General features: G+C 69.8%; 13 protein-coding genes. 2 read left to right on the forward strand and 11 right to left on the reverse strand.

Annotation, left to right across the window (positions count from 1 at the left end; translation table 11 throughout):
• Positions 1-184 precede the first annotated feature (184 nt).
• Together ACVGV2_RS18555 and rpoB are read right to left on the reverse strand one after the other, a co-directional pair.
• The gene (locus ACVGV2_RS18555; protein ID WP_459163623.1) at positions 185-4,096 is read right to left on the reverse strand and encodes a DNA-directed RNA polymerase subunit beta'; all 3,912 of its coding nucleotides are present in this window, start codon (positions 4,094-4,096) and stop codon (positions 185-187) included.
• A 106-nt stretch (positions 4,097-4,202) separates the two neighbouring features.
• Positions 4,203-7,712, reverse strand: a complete 3,510-nt coding sequence (rpoB, locus tag ACVGV2_RS18560) for a DNA-directed RNA polymerase subunit beta (RefSeq protein ID WP_459163624.1) — start codon at positions 7,710-7,712, stop codon at positions 4,203-4,205.
• A 927-nt stretch (positions 7,713-8,639) separates the two neighbouring features.
• Between rpoB and ACVGV2_RS18565 the strand changes: the two genes are divergently transcribed.
• Both ACVGV2_RS18565 and ACVGV2_RS18570 read left to right on the forward strand, forming a co-directional pair.
• Positions 8,640-11,903 carry a CHAT domain-containing protein gene (locus tag ACVGV2_RS18565; RefSeq protein WP_459163625.1) on the forward strand — a complete coding sequence of 1,088 codons (3,264 nt, stop codon included), beginning with the start codon at positions 8,640-8,642 and terminating at the stop codon, positions 11,901-11,903.
• A 246-nt stretch (positions 11,904-12,149) separates the two neighbouring features.
• Complete coding sequence (locus ACVGV2_RS18570) at positions 12,150-12,491, forward strand: type II toxin-antitoxin system HicB family antitoxin (RefSeq protein WP_459163626.1); 342 nt, start codon at positions 12,150-12,152, stop codon at positions 12,489-12,491.
• Between the two features lie 78 nt (positions 12,492-12,569).
• Here ACVGV2_RS18570 and ACVGV2_RS18575 read toward each other — a convergent pair whose 3' ends face one another.
• From ACVGV2_RS18575 to ACVGV2_RS18615, 9 genes are read right to left on the reverse strand one after another with little or no spacing between them, the layout of a single operon-like run.
• Complete coding sequence (locus ACVGV2_RS18575; RefSeq protein WP_459163627.1) at positions 12,570-13,793, reverse strand: hypothetical protein; 1,224 nt, start codon at positions 13,791-13,793, stop codon at positions 12,570-12,572.
• A 42-nt stretch (positions 13,794-13,835) separates the two neighbouring features.
• The gene (locus ACVGV2_RS18580; RefSeq protein ID WP_459163628.1) at positions 13,836-14,480 is read right to left on the reverse strand and encodes a hypothetical protein; all 645 of its coding nucleotides are present in this window, start codon (positions 14,478-14,480) and stop codon (positions 13,836-13,838) included.
• 44 nt (positions 14,481-14,524) lie between these two features.
• Positions 14,525-15,622 (reverse strand): MlaD family protein, encoded by a 1,098-nt coding sequence (locus tag ACVGV2_RS18585; protein WP_459163629.1) that lies wholly within the window; start codon positions 15,620-15,622, stop codon positions 14,525-14,527.
• Positions 15,622-16,914 carry an MCE family protein gene (locus ACVGV2_RS18590; protein WP_459163630.1) on the reverse strand — a complete coding sequence of 431 codons (1,293 nt, stop codon included), beginning with the start codon at positions 16,912-16,914 and terminating at the stop codon, positions 15,622-15,624. The genes ACVGV2_RS18585 and ACVGV2_RS18590 overlap by 1 nt, the downstream gene beginning before the upstream one ends.
• Positions 16,911-18,113: an MCE family protein gene (locus ACVGV2_RS18595; protein WP_459163631.1), complete on the reverse strand. Its 1,203-nt coding sequence runs from the start codon at positions 18,111-18,113 to the stop codon at positions 16,911-16,913. Before ACVGV2_RS18595 ends, ACVGV2_RS18590 begins: the two co-directional genes overlap by 4 nt.
• Positions 18,110-19,090, reverse strand: a complete 981-nt coding sequence (locus ACVGV2_RS18600; protein WP_459163632.1) for an MCE family protein — start codon at positions 19,088-19,090, stop codon at positions 18,110-18,112. The genes ACVGV2_RS18595 and ACVGV2_RS18600 overlap by 4 nt, the downstream gene beginning before the upstream one ends.
• Positions 19,087-20,112, reverse strand: a complete 1,026-nt coding sequence (locus tag ACVGV2_RS18605) for an MCE family protein (protein ID WP_459163633.1) — start codon at positions 20,110-20,112, stop codon at positions 19,087-19,089. Before ACVGV2_RS18605 ends, ACVGV2_RS18600 begins: the two co-directional genes overlap by 4 nt.
• Positions 20,109-21,500 (reverse strand): MCE family protein, encoded by a 1,392-nt coding sequence (locus ACVGV2_RS18610; protein WP_459163634.1) that lies wholly within the window; start codon positions 21,498-21,500, stop codon positions 20,109-20,111. The genes ACVGV2_RS18605 and ACVGV2_RS18610 overlap by 4 nt, the downstream gene beginning before the upstream one ends.
• A complete protein-coding gene (locus ACVGV2_RS18615; protein WP_459163635.1) occupies positions 21,497-22,336 on the reverse strand; it encodes an MlaE family ABC transporter permease in 840 nt (279 codons plus the stop codon). The genes ACVGV2_RS18610 and ACVGV2_RS18615 overlap by 4 nt, the downstream gene beginning before the upstream one ends.
• Positions 22,337-22,353: the final 17 nt, after the last annotated feature.

Below are 22,353 nucleotides of genomic sequence, written 5' to 3' on the forward strand. Positions count from 1 at the left end.
AGCAAGCCCGCCAGCAGGGGCAATCCTGCCGCAGGACCGACCGGGGCGCGGGCAGCGCAGGAATCCGCCCCGCCGAACACGCATCCGGCCCCGAACACGCATCGGCCCCCACCCGCACGAGGGCGGGCGGGGGCCGGTGCGATGTTCAGACCTGAGCCGCGATGTTCAGACCTGAGCCCGCGGCTCAGCGGTAGTCGCGGCCGAAGTCGTAGTCGTCCAGCGGAACCGCTGCGCCGGTGCCGGCACCGAACACGTCCGGGGTGTAGTAGCTGTCGTCGTAGGAGGGGATCGCGTAGGCCGCGGCCCGGGCCTCCTCCGTCGGCTGCACCTGGATGTTGCGGTACCGGTTGATGCCCGTACCGGCCGGGATCAACTTGCCGATGATCACGTTCTCCTTCAGGCCGACCAGCTTGTCACTGGACCGCTCGATCGCGGCGTTGGTGAGGATGCGGGTCGTCTCCTGGAAGGAGGCCGCCGACAGCCACGACTCGGTGGCCAGCGAGGCCTTCGTGATGCCCATGAGCACCGGACGGCCGGACGCCGGGTCCCCGCCCTCGGAGACCACGCGGCGGTTCTCCGACTCGAACTGCGAACGCTCCACCGGCGAACCGGGCAGGAACTCGGTCGCACCGGAGTCGATGATGATGACCCGCCGCAGCATCTGCCGGACGATCACCTCGACGTGCTTGTCGTGGATGCCCACGCCCTGCGAGCGGTACACCTCCTGCACCTGGTCGACCAGGTGCAGCTGCGCCTCCCGCGGGCCCATCACGCGCAGCACCTCGTGCGGGTCGACCGCACCTTCCAGCAGCTTCTTGCCGACCTCGACGTGGTCGCCGTCCTGCAACTGCCGCTCGGTGCCGTCCACCGAGATCGTCGCCAGGCGCTGCCGCTTGGACAGCTTGTCGTAGACGATCTCCTCGCCGCCGTCGTCCGGCGTGATGGTGATCTTCCAGCTGCGCTCGTTGTCCTCGATCCGGATGCGTCCCGGCGCGTCGGCGATCGGCGCCTTGCCCCGCGGGACCCGGGCCTCGAACAGCTCCTGCACGCGCGGCAGCCCGGTGGTGATGTCCTCGCTGGCGACACCGCCCTGGTGGAAGGTGCGCATCGTCAGCTGCGTACCCGGCTCACCGATGGACTGCGCCGCGACGATGCCGACGGCCTCGCCCACGTCGACCAGCTTGCCGGTGGCCAGCGACCGGCCGTAGCAGATCGCGCAGACGCCGTTCTCCGACTCGCAGCTGAGCACGCTGCGGATCCGCACCTCGGTGACACCGGCGTTGACGAGCTTCTCGATCGCCGGGTCGCCGATGTCCGTGCCCTCGGCGATGACGGCGTTGCCGTCGGCGTCGGTGATGTCCGCGGCCGTGGTCCGGGCGTACACGCTGGTTTCCACGTTCGGGTGCCGCAGCAGCGTGCCGTCGTACTGCCGCTGCGCGATCGGCATCCGGATTCCCCGGTCGGTGTGGCAGTCGTGCTCGCGGACGATGACGTCCTGCGAGACGTCGACCAGGCGCCGGGTGAGGTAACCGGAGTCGGCGGTGCGCAGCGCGGTGTCGGCGAGACCCTTGCGCGCACCGTGGTTGGAGATGAAGTACTCCAGCACCGACAGGCCCTCGCGGTAGTTCGCCTTGATCGGCCGCGGGATGTACTCACCCTTCGGGTTGGACACCAGGCCGCGCATGCCCGCCAGCTGGGCCACCTGCGTCATGTTGCCGGCGGCCCCGGACTTCACGATCATGCTGATCGAGTTGTCGTCCGGGAAGTTGTTCTCCATGGCCTCCGCGACCTCGTCGCGGGCGGCGTTCCAGACCTTGACCAACTCGTCGTTGCGCTCCTGGTGGGACAGGGCACCACGGCGGTAGCGCTTCTCCACCTGGTCGGCCTTGGACTCGTAGCCGTCCAGGATCTCGGTCTTGTTCGGCGGCACGATCACGTCGGAGATCGCGATGGTCACCCCGGACTGCGTGGCCCAGCGGAAGCCCGCGTCCTTGAGCTTGTCCAGGGTCTGCGACACGGTCACCATCGGGTACCGCTCGGCGAGATCGTTGACGATCGCGCCCTGCTTCTTCTTCGGCAGCAGCTCGTTGACGTACGGGTAGTCCTCGGGCAGCTGCTCGTTGAACCACACGCGACCCAGCGTCGTGGTGGCGTTCCAGGGCTGACCGGGCTCCCAGTCCTCCGGCTCCTGTCCCCGCGTCGGGACGACGTCGCGCAGCCGGATGGTGACCTGGGCCTGCAGGTCCAGCTCCCTGCGGTCGTAGGCCATGACCGCCTCGCCGACGGACGAGAACGCCCGGCCTTCACCGGTGGCGCCGTCCTTCTGCCGGCTCAGGTAGTACAGGCCCGTGGCCATGTCCAGCCGCGGCATGGCCAGCGGACGGCCGGAGGCCGGCGAGAGGATGTTGTTGCTGGCCAGCATCAGCACCCGGGCCTCGGCCTGCGCCTCCGACGACAGCGGCAGGTGCACGGCCATCTGGTCGCCGTCGAAGTCGGCGTTGAACGCCTCGCAGACCAGCGGGTGCAGCTGGATCGCCTTGCCTTCCACCAGCTGCGGCTCGAAGGCCTGGATGCCCAGCCGGTGCAGCGTCGGAGCGCGGTTGAGCAGCACCGGGTGCTCGGCGATGACCTCTTCCAGCACGTCCCAGACCTGCGGCCGCTGCCGCTCCACCATCCGCTTGGCGGACTTGATGTTCTGCGCGTGGTTGAGGTCGACCAGCCGCTTCATGACGAACGGCTTGAACAGCTCGACCGCCATCTCCTTCGGCAGACCGCACTGGTGCAGCTTCAGCTGCGGACCGATCACGATGACGGAACGGCCGGAGTAGTCGACGCGCTTGCCGAGCAGGTTCTGCCGGAAGCGGCCCTGCTTGCCCTTGAGCAGGTCGGACAGCGACTTGAGCGGGCGGTTGCCGGGGCCGGTGACCGGACGTCCGCGCCGGCCGTTGTCGAACAGCGCGTCGACGGACTCCTGCAGCATCCGTTTCTCGTTGCTGACGATGATCTCGGGCGCACCGAGGTCGATCAGCCGCTTGAGCCGGTTGTTCCGGTTGATCACCCGGCGGTACAGGTCGTTGAGGTCGGAGGTCGCGAAGCGGCCGCCGTCCAGCTGGACCATCGGGCGCAGGTCCGGCGGGATCACCGGGATCGCACCGAGCACCATGCCGGCCGGGTCGTTGCCGGTGTTCTGGAACGCGGCGACGACCTTGAGGCGCTTGAGCGCGCGGAGCTTCTTCTGCCCCTTGCCGGTGCGGATGGTCTCGCGCAGGCCCTCGGCCTCGGCGTTGATGTCGAAGTTCTGCAGCAGCCCCTGGATCGCCTCGGCACCCATGCCGCCGGTGAAGTACTCGCCGTAGCGGTCGTACAGCTCGCGGAACAGCGTCTCGTCCGAGATCAACTGCCGCGGCTCCAGCTTGGTGAAGGTTTCCCACAGCTCCTCGAGCTTGTCCAGCTCGCGCTGGGTGCGCTCGCGGATCTGCTTCATCTCCCGCTCGCCGGCCTCCTTGACCTTGCGGCGGGCGTCGCTCTTGGCGCCTTCCTGCTCCAGCTGGGCCAGGTCGGTCTCGAGCTTCTGCGCGCGCTGCTCGAGCTCGGAGTCCCGGTCGTCGGCGATGCGCTTGCGCTCGACGCCGATCTCGCTCTCCAGCGTCGGCAGGTCGTTGTGCCGCATCTCCGTGTTCACCGAGGTGATCACGTAGGAGGCGAAGTAGATGATCTTCTCGAGATCCTTGGGGGCCAGGTCGAGCAGGTAGCCCAGCCGGCTCGGCACGCCCTTGAAGTACCAGATGTGCGTCACGGCAGCGGCCAGCTCGATGTGCCCCATCCGTTCACGCCGCACCTTGGCGCGCGTGACTTCGACACCGCACCGCTCGCAGATGATGCCCTTGAAGCGGACCCGCTTGTACTTGCCGCAGTAGCACTCCCAGTCGCGGGTGGGTCCGAAGATCTTCTCGCAGAACAAGCCGTCCTTCTCCGGCTTGAGCGTGCGGTAGTTGATCGTCTCGGGCTTTTTCACCTCGCCATACGACCACTGGCGGATGTCGTCGGCCGTGGCGAGGCCGATGCGGAGTTCGTCGAAGAAGTTGACGTCCAGCACGTCGGCTCTTCTCCCTTGATCGAAAGTTCTGCCGCCGCGGCGGCAGTCCTGCCAGGTTGGGTCGGGCGCCGGCCCGCGGCGTCACCGCGGGCCGGCGGCGAGGTCGTCAGTGCGCGACGTCGTCGACCGACAGCGACTCGTTCTTGGACAGGTTGATGCCGAGGTTCGCGGCGGCACGCTCCAAGTCCTCGTCCTCGCCCTCGCGCATCTCCACGGAAGCACCGTCGCTGGAGAGCACCTCGACGTTCAGGCACAGCGACTGGAGCTCCTTGAGAAGCACCTTGAACGACTCCGGAATACCGGGTTCGGGGATGTTCTCGCCCTTGACGACGGCTTCGTAGACCTTCACCCGGCCGACCACGTCGTCGGACTTGATCGTCAGCAGCTCCTGCAGCGAGTAGGCGGCGCCGTAGGCCTGCATCGCCCAGCACTCCATCTCACCGAAGCGCTGGCCACCGAACTGGGCCTTACCGCCCAACGGCTGCTGCGTGATCATCGAGTACGGACCGGTGGACCGCGCGTGGATCTTGTCGTCCACCATGTGCGTCAGCTTGAGGATGTACATGTACCCGACCGAAATGGGGTGCGGGTACGGCTCACCGCTGCGGCCGTCGAACAACGTGGCCTTGCCGTCGCCCTTGACGAGCTGCTGCCCGTCGCGGTTCGGCTTGGTGGAGCCGAGCAGACCCGTGATCTCCTCCTCCCGGGCACCGTCGAACACCGGGCTCGCGGTGTTCGTGTCGGGCTCCACGTCGTAGAGCTCCTCCGGCAACCGCCGCGCCCAGTCCGGTTCGCCCTCGATCGACCAGCCCTGCTTGGCGATCCAGCCGAGGTGGCTCTCCAGGACCTGGCCGATGTTCATCCGCCGCGGCACGCCGTGCGTGTTCAGCACGATGTCCACCGGGGTGCCGTCCTCCATGAACGGCATGTCCTCCTCCGGCAGGATCTTGCCGATGACGCCCTTGTTGCCGTGCCGGCCGGCGAGCTTGTCGCCGTCCTGGATCTTGCGCTTCTGCGCGACGTAGACCCGCACGAGCTGGTTCACGCCCGCGGGCAGCTCGTCCTCGTCCTCGCGGTTGAACACGCGGACGCCGATGACCTTGCCGGTCTCGCCGTGCGGCACCTTCAGCGAGGTGTCGCGGACCTCCCGCGCCTTCTCGCCGAAGATCGCGCGCAGCAGCCGCTCCTCCGGGGTCAGCTCGGTCTCGCCCTTCGGCGTGACCTTGCCGACGAGGATGTCGCCGCCCTGCACCTCGGCACCGATGCGGATGATGCCGCGCTCGTCGAGGTCGGCCAGCACGTCGTCGGAGACGTTCGGGATGTCCCGGGTGATCTCCTCCGCGCCGAGCTTGGTGTCGCGGGCGTCGACCTCGTGCTCCTCGATGTGCACCGAGGTGAGGTCGTCGTCCTGCACGAGGCGCTGGGAGATGACGATCGCGTCCTCGTAGTTGTGCCCCTCCCAGGGCATGATCGCCGTGAGCAGGTTCTTGCCCAGCGACATCTCGCCCTGCTCGGTGCACGGGCCGTCCGCGAGGATGTGCCCGGCCTCGACGCGGTCGCCCTCGTTGATCACCGGCTTCTGGTTGAAGCAGGTGCCGGCGTTGGACCGGTTGAACTTGGACATCCCGTAGGTCCGGCGCGTGCCGTCATCGGCCATCACGGTGATGTAGTCGGCGCTGAGCTCCTCGACCACGCCGGCCTTCTCCGCGTGGATGACCTCACCGGTGTCGTAGGCGGCGCGCAGCTCCATGCCCGTGCCGACCAGCGGCGAGTCGGACTTCAGCAGCGGCACGGCCTGGCGCTGCATGTTCGCGCCCATGAGCGCGCGGTTGGCGTCGTCGTTCTCCAGGAACGGGATCATCGCCGTGGCGGCCGAGACCATCTGCCGCGGCGAGACGTCCATGTAGTCGATCTCGGTCGGCGCGAGCAGCTCGACCTCGCCGCCCTTGCGCCGACCCAGCACCCGCTCCTCCTCGAAGTTGCCGTCGGCGTCGATCGGCGCGTTGGCCTGCGCCTTGACGTGCCGGTCCTCCTCGTCGGCGGTGAGGTACTCGATCTCGGTGGTGACCCGGCCCTCGACGACCTTGCGGTAGGGCGTCTCGATGAAGCCGAACGGGTTCACCCGGCCGAAGGTGGCCAGCGAGCCGATGAGGCCGATGTTCGGGCCCTCCGGCGTCTCGATCGGGCACATCCGGCCGTAGTGCGACGGGTGGACGTCGCGGACCTCCATGCCCGCCCGCTCGCGGGACAGACCGCCCGGACCGAGCGCGTTGAGCCGCCGCTTGTGCGTCAGCCCCGCCACCGGGTTGGTCTGGTCCATGAACTGGGACAGCTGGGAGGTTCCGAAGAACTCCCGGATCGCCGCGGAGACCGGGCGGATGTTGATGAGCGTCTGCGGCGTGATCGCCTCGACGTCCTGCGTGGTCATCCGCTCGCGGACGACCCGCTCCATGCGCGAGAGCCCCACGCGCACCTGGTTCTGGATGAGCTCACCGACCGTGCGCAGCCGCCGGTTGCCGAAGTGGTCGATGTCGTCCACCTCGACCGGGACGGTGGCCTGCTCAGCGGAGTCCTCCGCGGCTCCGCCGTGCGCGTTCATCGAGGTCTCGCCCGCGTGCAGCCGCACCAGGTACTCGATGGCGGTGACGATGTCCTCCTCCGACAGGACACCGGTCTCGTAGGGCAGCTCGAGCCCCATCTTCTTGTTGAGCTTGTAGCGGCCGACTCGGGCCAGGTCGTAGCGCTTCTCCTTGAAGAAGAGGTTCTCCAGCAGGGTCTGCGCGCTCTCCTTCGTCGGCGGCTCGCCGGGGCGCAGCTTGCGGTAGATGTCCAGCAGCGCCTCGTCCTGGCCGGCCGTCTGGTCCTTCTCCAGGGTCGCCAGCAGCGTTTCGGAGAAGCTGAACCGCTCGCGGATGGCCTCGTCGCTCCACCCCAGCGCCTTCAGCAGCACGGTGACCGGCTGGCGGCGCTTGCGGTCGATGCGCACACCGACGGTGTCGCGCTTGTCCACGTCGAACTCGAGCCACGCACCGCGGCTGGGGATGATCTTCACCCCGTAGATGTCCTTGTCCGTGGACTTGTCCACCGACTGGTCGAAGTACACCCCCGGGGAGCGCACGACCTGGGAGACGACCACCCGCTCGGTGCCGTTGATGATGAACGTCCCCGTGCTGGTCATCACCGGGAAGTCGCCCATGAAGACCGTCTGGCTCTTGATCTCGCCAGTGGTGTGGTTGGTGAACTCGGCGGTGACGAACAGCGGCGCCGAGTACGTCATGTCCTTGTCCTTGCACTCCTCGACGGTCGCCTTGACCTCGTCGAAGCGCGGATCGGAGAAGGACAGCGACATCGAGCCGGAGAAGTCCTCGACCGGGGAGATCTCGTTGAGGACCTCCTCGAGTCCGCCCTGGGGGTTCTCCTCGCCGGCATCGACCCGGCGCTGGAACCAGGACTCGTCACCGACGAGCCATTCGAAGGACTGGACCTGCAGGTCGAGCAGATTCGGCACGCTCAACGGCTCGTGAATGTTCGCGAACGAGACCCGCCTGGGTGCCCCAGGGATCTCCGACGTGAAGTTGGAAGCTGCAGAGACCTTGGTCGCGCGGGAGACTGCCAAGATGCGTCCTTCCGGGACTCTGAACTGGCTGCAACCGCGTCAGCGATGGATGATGCATCGGGGATGCGCAGCACCGGCGGCCGGTGCCCGGCACCTGGGAACGGCGCGGCATCGAGGCCGATGCACGGAACATGATCGCTAACACGGCTGTCAAGGGTGCAATGGCGCCCACGATCCTAGGAGCCCTTCACGGGCATACGGAAAGAGGGCAGCGCAACGTAGCAGTCTAGCCGGAACGACGGCAGCTGTCGAGGCCCCCGGCAAAGTGCGACGGGGGTGCTCGCTTCGAATCCAGAGTGAACCCGCGACCGCCCACAGTCAAGGGAGCGCGCATCGATCACCCTCGTGGCGCACGACACGGTCGCTGCCCCGCTCGACTGATCACGACGGATTCGCTGGTCATTCGGTTGTCACCGGCAGCGCGCACGCCCGCCGCGGGCGGCCGCGACCGCCGCCGCGCCCCGCGGTGACCCTGCCGCGAAAACCGGACACATCGGACCGCATATGGCGTGCCCCACATCGGGCTTCACGCCATCGGGGCAACGGAGCAGTTGCCGGTGCGGCACTCTTGCAACACCTCCCGCCCTCGCGGCATTCCCGCCCGAGCGGAGTGACCCCGGCCCGCCCGAGCGGAGCGGTCCCGGCCCGCCCGAGCGGAGTGACCCCGGCCCGCCCGAGCGGAGCGGTCCCGGCCCGCCCGAGCGGAGTGATTCCGGTCACCGCAGCTGCAGCAGCGCCCGCGCCGGAACCGGTGCACCACCGCGTTCGCGCGCAGCGTCCCGCTCCTCGGACGGGGCGCTCGGAGGGGGCGCGGTGCGGGTTGCTGCACAAGGCACCACAAACGGGACGCATCCCGGTAGCGTGTACCCGTCGTTCAGTCGGGGGAGCGACGCAGCCGGTAACCGCAGTGCACAGGAGTACCGACCCATGAGCGACGACGCCAGACCGGCGAGCTCGTCCGGCGGGCGGCACGAGGTCCGCTCCGAGCAGACGCGCTCCGCGCCCGGTTGGTTCTCCCGCGAACACGTCGACGGCACTCCGCCGCCCGAGCCCACGCCGCCCGAACCCGCCCCGCCGGAACCGACTCCACCGGCCGCGGCCCCGGCAGCGGACCCCGCGGCCTCCGCACCGCGCGGCACCGGGACGGCCCCCGCTCCCGGGGCCGGGCAACCCGACAACCGGCCACCGGTGGCCACGACCGGTGAGAACCCGCGGCGCACCCCCGAGCAGCGCTACGCCGACGCCCTCGCGGCGATGAACCGGATCGTCAGCACGCGCGACTTCAGCGCGCTGCCCTGGGTGACCGAGGTCTTCCGCGCAACCGCCGGCGTGCTCGCCGAGCACGACCCGGCCCGCGCCTCGGTGCTCAACAACCTCGGCACCGCCGCCCAGCTCACCTTCGCCACCAGCGCGGACGTCGCCGACCTGGAAGACGCGATCGCCTACTACCGCTCGGCGGTCACCGCGGCCCCGCGCACCGACGAGGACCTGCTGCTCTACCGCAACAACCTCGTGCTGGCGCTGATCGAGCACGCCACGCGCAGCCGCAGCGCGGAGTCGAGCGCGCAGGCCGCGGCCCACGCCCGGGAAACCGCCCGGCTGACCCCGCGCGGTGATCCGCGGCGGCACGTGGCAGCGGTGCGCCTGGCGACCAGCCTGCGCACGCACGCCCGCGTGGCCAGCGACAACGGCGCCGACGAGGAGTCCATCGACGCCTTCCGGGAAGCCGCGCGCAACGCCCCGGAGGGCGAGGCGCCGGAACTGCTGGTCAACCTGGGCGCGGCACTCACCCGGCGCGCCCAGCGCAGCGGCGACCCGGCGGCGCTGGACGAGAGCGTGCACCACCTGCGCACCGGGGCGAGCAGCCTGCCCGAGGGAACCGGGCGGCACCGGGCGCAGTGCTACCTCGCCAGCGCGCTGCGGTTGCGCTTCCACGTCAGCGGCGACGTGGCCGACCTGCACACGGCCGTCGTCGAACTCCTCGGCGTGGTGGCCGCCGTCGCGGAGGGCGGTCCCCTGCTCGGCAGGGCCGCACGCCACCTCGCCGAATGCGCTCTCGACCACGTCGACGCCACGGGCGAACCGCAACTCCTGCAGCAGGTGCTGCGCCCGCTCGCCTCCGCCGCGCACACCATGCGCGGCGACGACCCGTACCGGGTGGCGGTGCTCGCGCTCTACGGCGCGCTGGCGCGCCGCCAGCACGCGCAGCAACCCGACGCGGCCGCGCTGGACACCGCCGTCACCGCCGGGGAGGAAGCACTGCGGCACGTCGCGGACGCCGCGGCGGACCCGGTGCGGCTGTCCCTCATCCGCAGCCTCGTCACCCGGCACGAGCACTCCGGCGGCACGGCCGATCTGGACCGCGCCGCCGAGGTCGCCGGCCACCTCGCGGTGGACACGATCGCGGAGGGGTACGGCGCGAGCCCGGTCGCCGCGCAGAACACCGCGGTGCGCGGTGAGCTCTCGCTGCGGCGCTACCGGCTCACCCGGCGCGAGGGCGATCTCGACGGGGCGATCCAGCGCCTCGCCCAGGGCCTCGGCGGGATCCCCGACGGCATGCCCGCGCGCGCCGACGTCGCCCTCCGGCTCGGCGAAGCCCTCCGCGAACTGCACCGGCGCTCCGGGCGGCGGCGAAACTACCGGTGGGCGCGCAAGGTCCTCACCGAAGCCGCCGAGCAGTCCACCGCCCCGGCCGATCAGCGCCTGCGCGCGGCCGAGACGGCGGCCCGCTTGGCCGCCGACGCCCAACGCTGGTCCGATGCCGCCGAGTCGTTCTCCCAGGCGGTGCAGCTGCTCCCGCTGGTGCCGCGCGGCAAGCGCGTCGTCGCGTCCCCCGAGGTGCAGCGGGACTGGGCTCTGCTCACCGCCGACGCCGTGGCGTGCACGATCGAGGCCGGACTGCCGCAGCGGGCCGTCGAACTGCTCGAGCACGGGCGCACCGCGGTGCTCACCGATTTCCTGCCGACCGGCGGCGAACTCGGTGCGCTGCACCGGGGAAAGCCCGAACTCGCCGACGAGGCGGTGCGCCTGCGCCGCCTGCTCGACCGCCCCACCGCCGAACCGGTGCTCACCCCCGTCGACGACCGCACGCGCAGCGCCGACGCCTGGCACGAGCTGCTCGGCCGCATCCGCACCGTCGACAGCGAGCACCTCCGCCCGGCCCCGTTCGACGAACTGGCCACCACGGCCGCGCAGGCCGGGGCCGACTACGGCGCGATCGTGCTGCCCAACATCAGCCGGTACCGCTCGGACGCGCTGATCGTGTTCGGCGGTCGGCTGGTGACCGTGCCGCTGCCCGGGGCGTCGCCGGAGGCGGTCACCGAACAGGCGCACACCGCGCTGGACGCCGCCCTGCGCCGCGACGAGCAGCGGCTGGGCGAATGCCTGCACTGGAGCTGGGAGCAGCTGGTGCGGCCCGTGCTGGAACGCATGGGCTATCACCGCAGCCCCGGCTCCGGGCAGCGCTGGCCGCGCGTGTGGTGGTGCACCCACGGCTCCACCGCGCACCTGCCGCTGCACGCGGCGACCGCGGCGGACGGCACGAGCGCGCTGGAGTGCGTGGTGTCCTCGTACGTGCCGACGCTGGGCGCGTTGCGACGCACCCGCGGACAGCAGCCCGCGGAGACCTCGGCGCTGGTCGCGGCCGGCTCGGCCGGCGGCCCCGCGCGCGAACTGCCGCCGCGCAACCAGGTGGTCGCGCGCTACTGGCCCGGGGCCGAGGTGCTCGGCGCGGACGCCTCCACCGACGAGGTGCTGCGCCGGCTGCCGCGCGCCGGCTGGGTGCACGTGTGCGAGCGGAGCGCGGCGTATCCGAGCCGGCCCGCGGCGGCATCGGTGCTCTCCCGCGAACCGGAGGCCTCGCTCGGCGTCGTGGAGATCGGACAGGTGCGGCTGGAAGCCGCCGAGCTGTGCGTGCTCGGCCACTGCGCCACCGCTGCGGAAGTCCCGTCCCCCGCGGCCGTGTGCCTGCCCGCGATCCTGGGTTTCGCCGGGTACGCGCACGTGCTCGGATCGCTGTGGGAGGCCGCGGAGCGCAACGCGTGCACCGCGTTGGAGGGCGTGTACGGCGAGGTCGTCGGCGGCGAGCTGGACCACGCGAGTTACGCCCTGCACGATGCGTCCCGCCGCCTGCGCGACGAGCACCCGGACGCGCCCAGCCAGTGGGCCCCGTTCGTCCACGTCGGACCGTAGGCGCGGTTCCGCAGCAGCTCGCCGCCGAGGCCGTGGCCGGGTGGAAGGACTTGCAAACACCTGAGTGCGCAACGCCCAGCAGCGTGCAGATCCACTCCGCGCAAAACCGCAGAACGCCCTACTTAGCGCAGTGGCACCAGTAATGGTACCATCAGTAGCGTGGCCAAGATCGACGCGATCGTGAGCGCGATGCGGCGTCCACCTCAAGGCCATCGACCGTTTGGAGGGGCGGCAGTGACAGCAGCGATGACGACACAGCACGTGAACTCGGAACACTACACCTACCGCGTGTCCTGGTCCGCGGAGGACGGCGAATACGTGGCGACCTGCCTGGAACTGCCTTCCCTGTCCTGGCTCGCGGTGACGCCGCAGGACGCGCTGGCCGGAATGGAGCAGCTCGCCGCCGAGGCCGTGGCCGACCTCCTCGGCGGAGGTGAGCGGGTGCCCGTTCCGCTGTCGGACCAGCACTTCTCGGGGCGGTTCAACGTGCGCATCCCGAAGACGCTGCACCGCAGGCTGGCGGCCGAAGCGGCCGAGGAGGGCATCAGCCTGAACCGGCTCATCAGCGACCGCCTGGCGCGCACGTGAGGCGGCCGCGCGGGCGTGCCGGGCGGGGCCGGCGACGGACCCCGCCCGGCACGCCGGACCAGCGCGGCGGGAACCGGATCAGCGCAGGGTGATGCGGTTGATCTTCCACGTGTCGCCTTCGCGGTGCGCGCCGATGCTGAGTTGGGCCGGCGCCGAGTTGCTCTGCCCGGTTTCGGCGCGCATCGACCGCTGGTCCACGAACACGAGCACTTCGGCCTGATCGCCTTCCAGACGTGTCACCGCGCTTTCCCGCACGCTCGTGGTGACCACCAGCTGCTGCTTCGGGGCCTGCTCCTTGACCACGCCGAACAGCTGGTTGTACGTGTCCACGGCGGACCCGGTGAGCAACTGGTCGGCAGCCTTCTCGGAGGCCTGGACGTTGTTGTGGTCGTAGGAGAGGACCTTCTCCACCGCGCTGGTGATCTGCCCGTTGACCTCGCTGGTGGCCGCACCGTCGGTGAGCGCCGCGTTGGCCGCGGCACCGCTGTAGCGCAGCGAGTAGGTCTCGTAGCCGAACCAGCCGGCGAATGCCAGGGCGAGCACCGTCACCACGGCGAGCACGGGAACGGGACGCGCACGCACCCGTGCGAGCCGGCCCGCGCGGGCGGGTTCTTCAGCGGTGCCCGCACCCTCGGATTCGGACTCCGGTTTGCGGTGCTGGCCCGCGGTCCCGCGGCGCGCCGCGCGGACGCTGCGCCGCTTGGCCGAGGCCGAGCCCAACCGCCGGCCGGTTCCGGCAGCGGTTTCCTCCGTTCTTCCGGCCCCGTCGGATCCGCCGGAACCGACGGCGGCCCCGTCCGCGCCCGAGCTGCCCGAGATGCCCGAGCTGTCCGCGCTGCCTGCGCTGCCTGCGCCGGTGGCGCTGCTCGTCTCGGCGGCAGCACCGGCCTCCGCTCCGGGCGTCCCGGCTCCGCCGGAGCCGGCCGCGACGCCCTCCTCAGCAGCGACATCCCCCTCAGCAGCGGCATTCCCGGTGGCGGCACCACCAGTAGCGGTGCCACCGGTGGCGATGCCACCGTTAGCGGTGCCGTCGGTGGCAGCCTCATCAGTGGCGGTGCCGTCAGCAGCACCCCCGGAGGAGTTCTCGTCCCTCCCCTCCGAGTGCGGTTCCGGTGCCGCTTCGGCACCGCCCGCACCGACCTGAGCCGCCGACTCCTCGGCGGCCGAGCCGGAACTGCCGGCGTCCGGGTGCTCGGTGGTGTTCGCGCCGCTGGGCGCGTCGTCCGCAGCGGGCCGGTTCCGCGTCCCGGCGACGCGGCGGGCGGCGGAGCCGCGCGGACGGTTGTGACGGTTCGTGGACACTGCGTTCGCTCCTTGCGCGGTTGGTCGAGGTGCTGCGGCGCGTCACTGCCCGGACGCGCCCGGTCCCTGGCCGGATCCGCCCCCGGAACCGTTCTGCTGCCCGCCGTTCTGCTGCCCGCCGTTCTGCTGCCCGCCGTTCTGCTGGGACTCGTTCGGTTCCTGGGCCCCGTTGGGCACCTGGGAGATCCGGGCGAGTTTCCAGTCCTCGCCGTCGCGGCTGAGCTGCGCCGCGTAGCGGTGCCGCTGCGTGCTCGGCTGCTGTCTCTCCGCCCGCACCGTCACCTGCACCACCGTGATCATCCTGGCCTTGCCGGACTGCTCGTCGAGCTCGGTCAGCCCCGCGTCGAGGACCTTCGCCTCGGTGATGCTCTTGCGCTGCTTGATCTGCTCGGCGTACTGCTGCCGCCCCTGCTGGACTTCCTGGTGCAACGCACCGGTGGAGCTCTGCTCCCAGCGGTCCAAGCCCTGCTGGAGCTTCCGGTGGTCGAGGCTGTTGAAGTTCGCCACCGCCGCTTGCCCCGCCTGCAGAGCTTCGTCGCGCACTTGTGCGCGCTGCACTTCGGAGTCGTGAGCGCTGACGGCCCACGCGATTCCGGTGCCCGCGCAGGCCACCAGGCTGAGTCCGCACAGCGACGTCACCACCAGCGCCCCGGTTCGCCGGCGCGGCGCGGAATTCTCGCCGGACATGACCACTCCCATCAACGACCTGGTGTCGTGTCTCGTGCTGTGCCTCACGGCGCGTTCTGCGCCCCGCGCACCGACGTGTCGCTTCCCCGCGGTTCGGCGCAGTGCGCCTCGGTGTTCAGCGGCAGCGGCGCCATCTCGTCGCCGGCGCGTTTCGGAGTCTCCTCGTATCCGGCCGTGCATGGCAACGGATCGAAGACGTTGAGCGCAAGTCCGAAGTGCGCTTTGCCGTCACCTGGTACGACGCTGTTGGAAGCCGCCACGATCGCCGGGTACAGCGTCATGATCTGCTCGATGCCGTCGTTGTTGTTCGCCAGCACCTCGGACGTACCGGTCAGATTTCGCATCAGCGGGCCGAGTTGTTCCTGCTCGTCGAGGAATCCGCTGACTTGGCGGGCGGTTTCGGGGGATTGCTCCACCAGACCCCGAAGGTCCGGATCGGACTCCTTCAGCTCGGCCGTCAACGCCTCGAGGTCACTGCTGAACGACTTGATCGCCGGGGCCTGCTCGTTCTGCGTGGCCAGCACGGTCTGGCCGTCATCGAGCAGCTGCTTCGTCTGCGGCAGGTGCTGCTGCGCCTCGGCGGTGAACTCGCTGGTGGTGTCCAAAACGGTCTGCAAGTGCTGGCCGTTCCCGCGGAAGGCGGTGCCGAGCTCGGAGACCACGGTGCGCAGCGAGTCCTGCGGAACCGACTCGGCGAACGAGTTCAGGTTCATCATCAGGTTCTGCACCGGCAGCGGTGTGCTGGTGCGCTTCTCCTCGATCACCGCCCCGTCGGAGAGGTACGGCCCCCGGTCGGTCTGCGGTCGCAGGTCGACGTACTGCTCGCCGACGGCCGAGCGGTTGGCCACCACGGCCCGCACGTCGCGCGGGATGCGCGGCGCGTCCGACTCGATGTTCAGCGGCACGGCGATGCCCTCCCGGCTCAGGCGCAGCTCGCCGACCCGCCCGACGGGCACACCGCGGTAGGTGACTTCCGCGTTCTCGAAGATTCCGCCGGTGCTGGCGAGTTTCACGGTCACGTCATAACCGCGCGCCCACAGGGCCTTGTCCAGGCCGGCGTAGGTGAAGCCGGTGTAGCCCACGCCGAGCAGGGCGATGATCACGAACGCGAGCACTCGCAGGCGGACTTTGCGCGTCAGCATCAGTTACCTCCGAAGAGCCCACCGAGCAGGCCGCCGTCGTCGTTCCCGCCGTCACCGCCGTCCTCGGGTTGCTCCGAGGGCTGCGGCTGGTCGCTCGGCGGCTGGTCGCTCGGCGTCGGGGCGGGCCGCGTCGGGGTCTGCCCGCCTCCGTCCTGTTCGGACTGCCCCACCGGCGGGTCTCCTGGCCGCTGCCCCAGCGGCAGGGGCAGGTCGGGCGTGCGCAGCAACGGCTGCTGCGAGCGCCCCAGGTTGTTCATGATGCGGGTGAGGTTGAGGTCCGCGTCCGCGTACAGGTTCACGTAGTCGCTTCCCTTGATCCCTTCGACGGCGTTGTCCGGGAACGGGAAGGTGGCCAACACCTCGAAGGACTTCGGCAGGGCACTGCCGGATTCGGCGAGCTTCCGCACGGTCGGAGCGAGCTGGTTGAGGTTGTGCACCAGGTCGTCACCGCCCCGCTCGACCACATCGGTGGCCACTCCGGACAGTTCGTCGAGCGAGCGCAGCATGGTCGTCAGCTGCTCGCGCTGCTGGTTGAGCACGCGCAGGCCCGGTTCGATCTCGGTGAGCGCCTTGTCGATGCTCTGGCGCTGCGCGTTGAGCTCGGCGCTGAGCCGGTTGACGCTGTCCAGCGCCCGCGTGATGTCGTCGCGCTGGGCATCCAGCCGGGTGACCAGCTCGTCGATGTTGTTCAGCAGTTCCCGCGCGTCGGCTTCCCGCCCGTCCAGCGCGGTGTTGAGTTCGCGGGTGATGTTCTGCAGCTGAGCCACTCCGCCGCCGTTGAGCAGCATGGACAGCGCGCCCAGCACTTCCTCCACCTCGGGGCTGCGGTCGGTGCGTTCGACCGGGACGAGCGCACCGCCGCGGAGTTCGCCCCGCGGTGCTTCCGGTTTCGCCGGGGCGCTCAGGTCGACGTACTTCTCCCCGAGCAGGCTGGACTGCCGCAGCTGGGCTACGGCGTTGGCCGGCAGGTCCACATCGCCGTTGAGCTGCACCGTGACTTCGGCCAGCCACGAATCCTCGGCCAGCCTGATGTCCGACACGCGGCCGACGGGCACGTTGTTCACGCGCACACCCGAGTTCGGCACGAGGTCGAGCACGTCCCGGAACTGGATCCGCACCTCGTACGGGTCATCGCCCAGGTCCGCGCCGCCGGGCAGCGGCATCTCGTAGACGCCGCGGAATCCGCAGCCGCCGAACACGGTCATCACCAGCAGCAGGACACCGATCATCCGGAGGCGGCGTCCGCCACCGGCGCTCGTGCGGGCTTCGGTTCGCGGGAAGTGCGCGCTCATCGGCCACCTCCGGAGCTCTGCCCGTTCTGCGCTCCGCCGAGCAGCGGCAGCGGCGGCAGCTCACCGTTCTGCGCGGAATTGATGATCTCGGCGGGCGTGCCTTCGGGTTTGCGGGTGTCACCCCGGCCGGCCAGTGCGTCGCACTGCTGCGACACCTGTCCCGGCACGTCGGCCGGGGCACGTTGGCTGAGCAGCTTGCACACCGCCGCCAGCGGAGGCTGGTTGAGCTCGTTGATCACCGCACGCGTGTCCAGCGTTCCGGAGGCGCCGTTGTAGGAGTTCGTGAGGTTGTTCAGCGCCAGCGGGGCGTTGGTCAGCGACTCGTCCAGCGCGGCGCGCTGTTCGACTAGCGTCTTCGCCACCGCGTTCAACTGGTCCACATTGGACTTGAGGTGTTCGCGGTTGTTCTTGAGGAACGAGTCGACCTTCTCCAGCGCGATCGTCAGCTCCGCCATGGAGGCCGTGAGGTTGTTCCGCTCGTCGGCCAGCAACGAGCCGACCTCCTGCAGTTGCGAGTTGAATCGCCGCACCTGGTCGTCGTTGGCGCGCAGCATGGAACTGAACTTCTGCAGGTTGTCGACGGTGGCGAACAACTCCTCGCTGCTGCCCTGCAACGTTCCGCCCAGCTCGCCGAGGTGCCGCAGCGTCGTGGCGAGTTTGCGTCCGTTGCCGTCCAGGTTCTCCGCGGCGGTGTCCAGCAGCTTGCTCAGGTCCCCCTGCGAGTTCGCGCCTTCGGGCCCGAGCGTCTTCGTGATCTCGTTGAGGCTGTTGTAGACCTGGTCGAGCTCCACCGGTGTCGCCGTGCGCTCGGGCGGGATCACCGCGCCATCCGAGAGCTCCGGCCCGCCCGAGTAGGTCGGCGCGAGCTGCACGTACCGGTCGCTGACGACGGTGGGCGCCACGACGACCGCACTCGCCTCGGCCGGCAGCGCCACGTCCCGGTCGATGTCCATCTCCACGCGCACGCGTTCGCCCTGCGGGGTCACGTCCGAAATGGACCCGATCGGGACACCGAGCACGCGCACGTCGCCGCCCGGGTAGACACCGATCGCCGCGTCGAAGTAGGCGGTGACTTTCCGCTGCGTGGCGCCGAAGAACAGCCACCACCCGGCCACCGTCGCCGCCAGCAGCACGACGAGGGCGAGCGCCAGCAGGCTCACCCACGCCGGCCTGGACAGCCGCGGAGACACGCTGCTCATGGTTGACAGCCCTTCTCGTTGATCGGACCGACGGCAGGCGGCAGCAAACCGCAGATGTAGGTGTCGAACCACCGTCCGTTGCCCAGCACGTTCGCGAACAGGCGGGTGAACGGCGCGAACTTCTCCAGGCTGCGGTCCAGGTTGTCCTGGTTGCGCTGCAGCATCTTCGTCACGCGGTCGAGCTGCTCCAGCGCCGGGGCGATCTGCTCGTTGTTCTCGTCGATCAGCGCGCTCAGCTGCTGCGAGAGCTCACGCGTGCCTTGCAGCAGCGAGTGCACCGAGTCGCGCCGGTTGCGGATCTCCTCCAGCAGCAGGTTGCCGTCCTGCAGCAGCCGCTCGAACTCGGCGTTGCGGTCGGCGACGGTCTTCGACAGCTGCTCGGTGTTGCTGAGCAGTTCCTTGAGCTTCGCGTCGCGTTTGGCGATGGTCTGCGACAGCTGCGTGAGGCCGTCCAGTGCGCCGCTGACGTCGTCCGGTGTGCCGGCGAACGTCTCGGACATGGTGCGGAAGCTGCGCGCCAACTGGTCCGTGTCGACTTTGTCCACTGTGGTGGACAGGTCGCTGAACGCCTCCATGACGTCGTACGGGGCCATGGTGCGCTGCAACGGGATCGGATCCGCCGCGGTCATCTCGCGCGAACCCTTCGGGTCCAGCGACAGGAACTTCTGCCCGAGCAGGGTTTTGACCTTGATCGCCGCAGCGGTGCGGTCGCCGAGCCAGGTGTCGCTGACCCGGAAGTCGACCCGCACCCGGTCGCCGGCGAGCTCCACATCGGTGACCTCGCCGACGCGCACGCCCGCGACGCGGACCTCGTTGCCCGAGGCCAGTCCGGCGGCTTCGCTGAACTCGGCCGAGTACGACTTGCCGCCGACCACCGGCAGTCGCTCGAAGTTCATGGCCAGCAGGAAAGCCAGCACCAGCACGACCAGCCCGGCCAGGCCGATGGTGAACGGGTTGCGTTGCGTGAACGGCTTCATCGCTGGCACCTCGGCTGGGTATTCGGCAGCACGGGCAGCGGGATCTCGGCCTCGCCCACGCCGACGGTCCCTTCCGCCTGGCACAGGTAGAAGTTGAACCACGAACCGTAGGAGGCGGTCCTGCCGAGGGTGTTGAGCTTGTCCGGCATGTTCTGCAGCACGCGCTCGGTGGTTTCCTCGTGCTGGTTGAGGTTGGACGCGGTGTCCTTGAGTCCGCCGATGCTCTCCTTCAGGCCCGGGCGGGAGCGCTCGGCCAGGTCGGCGGTGGTGTTCGTGAGCCCGTCCATGGCCGTGACCGCCTCACCGATGGACTGCCGGTCCTGCGCGAGGCCCGAGGTGAGCTTCTGCAACTGGCCGATCGTCGCGGAAAGCTCCTCGTCCCGGCGGTTGACCGTGCCCAGCACCCCGTTGAGGTTGTCGATCACCTGCCCGACCACCTGGTCCTTCTTCGCGATCGCGGTGGTCAGCGAGGCGATGTGCGTCAGCAGGCTTTCCACTGTGCCGCCCTCGCCCTGCAGCACCTGGATGATCTGGTGCGAGAGCTTGTTGACGTCCTCCGGCGACAGCGCGCGGAACAGCGGCTTGAACCCGCCGAGCATCACCGTCAGGTCGAGGGCGGGTTTGGTGCGCTGCAGCGGGATCGTCGCACCTGCCGGCAGGTACTGGTTGGGGTCACCGGCGCCCTGCTCCAGCGCGATGTAGCGCTGCCCCACCAGGTTCCGGTACTTCATCGTCGCGGTCACCGAGTCGGGCAGCCGGCGCTCGTGCACGCTGAAGTCCACTTCGGCGTAGCGGCGGTCGACGACCTCGATGCTGTCGACCTGACCGACCTTCACCCCGCTGATGCGGATGTCGTCGCCCTCGTTGAGCCCGGTGACGTCGGTGAACCGCGCGCTGTAGCTCTGCGAGCTGCCGAAGGTCTGGTTCGCGATGGTCATCACGAGCACCCCCATGGCGAGCAGGGTGACCAGCACGAACACGAGGAACTTGGTCAGCGGGGCGGCGATCGAACGACCGTTCATTCGTAGCTCACCTCCGCTCCCCGCAGCACCGGGCCGACCAGCAGCGAGCTCCACCCGGGCACGTCACCGGCGGGCCGGCCGAGGTTGGGCGCGACCACTGAGGACATCCATTCGGCCTCCCGCGGCGAGTTCTGCGTGCCGAGGCCGGCGGAACTGGGCTGGGTGCTCGCCGGCGCCGTGGACGCGCCCTGCTCTTCCGCGCCCGGCGGGATGAACGGCTCCACACCGCCCGGCGGGTACACGCCGTCCTGGATGGGCTTGGACGGGGGCGGCGGTTCCGACCCGTCCTTGAACGGGCCGCCCGGCGGGTACTCGGGCATCGGCTCCGGCAGCGGCACCAGGTTGTAGCAGCGCGGACCGCGCTTGTCGTTGAACTCCGGCTCGTCCTGGTTCGGCTCGTACTTGCCGCGGTGCGGGACGACTTCCAGCTTGATGTGCAGGCCGGGCTCGTCGGTGCCCTCGCCGAAGGCCTTGCGGATCCGCGGCACGTAGTCGGCCATCTCGCCGAGGAAGCACGGGAACTGCGAGGAGTACTTGGACAGCACGTCCAGCGTCGGCCGCGCCTCGTCGCCGAGGCGGACCATCGTGTCGCCGTTCTCCTGCAGGAACGACGTGGCGTCCTGCGAGGTCGTGGTCAGCTGACCGGTCAGGTCCTGGAGGTTCTCCTTCTGCTCCACGACCGTCCGCGCCGTGGTGCTGAAGTTGTCCAGCGCCTGCACCACGTCCGGCGCCGCCTGCTCGTAAGTGCGCGCCACACCGACGAGTTCGCGGAGGTTCTGCTGCAGTTTCGGCACCGAGGGGTTCAGTTCGGACAGGTAGTCGTTGAGCTGGGTGATCGTCTGCCCGATCTGCTCACCGCGCCCGTCCAGCGCCCGGTTCACGGCGTTGAGCGTGGCCGCGAGGTCGTCGGGCTGGACCGCCTGCAGCAGCGGCAACGTGTTGGACAGCACCCGTTCCAGCTCGATCCCGGCGGGGCTGATGTCCTGCCGGATGGTCTGGCCGCTGTGCAGCGGGTCGGTGGAGGCCTGCTGCGGCAGCTGCAAGGAGACGTAGCGCTCGCCGAACAGGGTCTGCGGCAGCAGCTGGCCCGAGACGTTGCTCGGCACCTCGTCGGCGTGCTCCGGTTCGACCGCCAGGTGCACGTCCGCACCGCTGGAGGTCGGTTCGATCTTCTCGACGCGGCCGACGATCATCCCGCGCACCTTGACGTCCGCTTGCGGCAGCAGCTGGTTGGCCGTCCGCTGCGCCTTCAGCACGACATCCACAGTGGACTCGAACGCGCGGTTGTAGAACGCGAGCGTCATCGTCACGAACAGCACCACGCACATCAGCAAGGCGACGCCGAGCAACCGGCGTCGCACCGTGGTTCCCACCGTCTGCCTGCTCATCCCGTGATCCGAACCGTCGTCGTGGTGCCCCAGATAGCGAGGCTGAGGAAGAAGTCCAGCAGTGCGGTCGTCACGATCGCCGTGCGGACCGCGCGCCCGACCGCGACACCGACACCGGCCGGGCCGCCGCTGGCGCGGTAGCCGTAGTAGCAGTGCGTCATGATCACCACCACGCTGAAGATGAGCACTTTCCCGAACGACCAGAGGACGTCCTCGGGCGGGAGGAACAGGTTGAAGTAGTGGTCGTAGGTGCCGGCCGACTGGCCGTAACCGAACACCGTGATCGCGCGCGCCGCCACGTACGAGGTCAGCAGTCCCAGCACGTACAGCGGAATCACCGCGACGAAGCCCGCGATCACGCGCGTGGTCACCAGGTACGGCAGGCTCGGCACGCCCATGACTTCCAGTGCGTCGATCTCGTCGGAGATGCGCATCGCGCCCAGCTGCGCGGTGAACCCGGACCCGACGGTGGCCGACAGGGCCAAACCCGCCACCAGCGGCGCGATTTCACGCGTGTTGAAGTAGGCCGAGACGAAGCCGGAGAAGGCCGAGGTGCCCAGCTGGTCCAGGGCCGCGTAGCCCTGCATGCCGACGACCGTGCCGGTGAAGACCGTCATGCCGACCATCACGCCGACCGTGCCGCCGATGACGGCGAGCGCCCCGCTGCCGAAGCTCACCTCGGCCAGCAGCCGCAGCGTTTCCCTGAGGTAGCGCAAGAGCGCCTTCGGCACCCACACCAGGGTGCGGACGTAGAACGACATCTGGTCGCCCAGGTCGTCCAACGTCTCCAGCGGTCGCCGGAACGCGCGTCGTGCGCGTTGGGAGATCGTCACCATGTCCGCGTTCCCTCGCC

The organism is Bounagaea algeriensis, assembly GCF_054491375.1.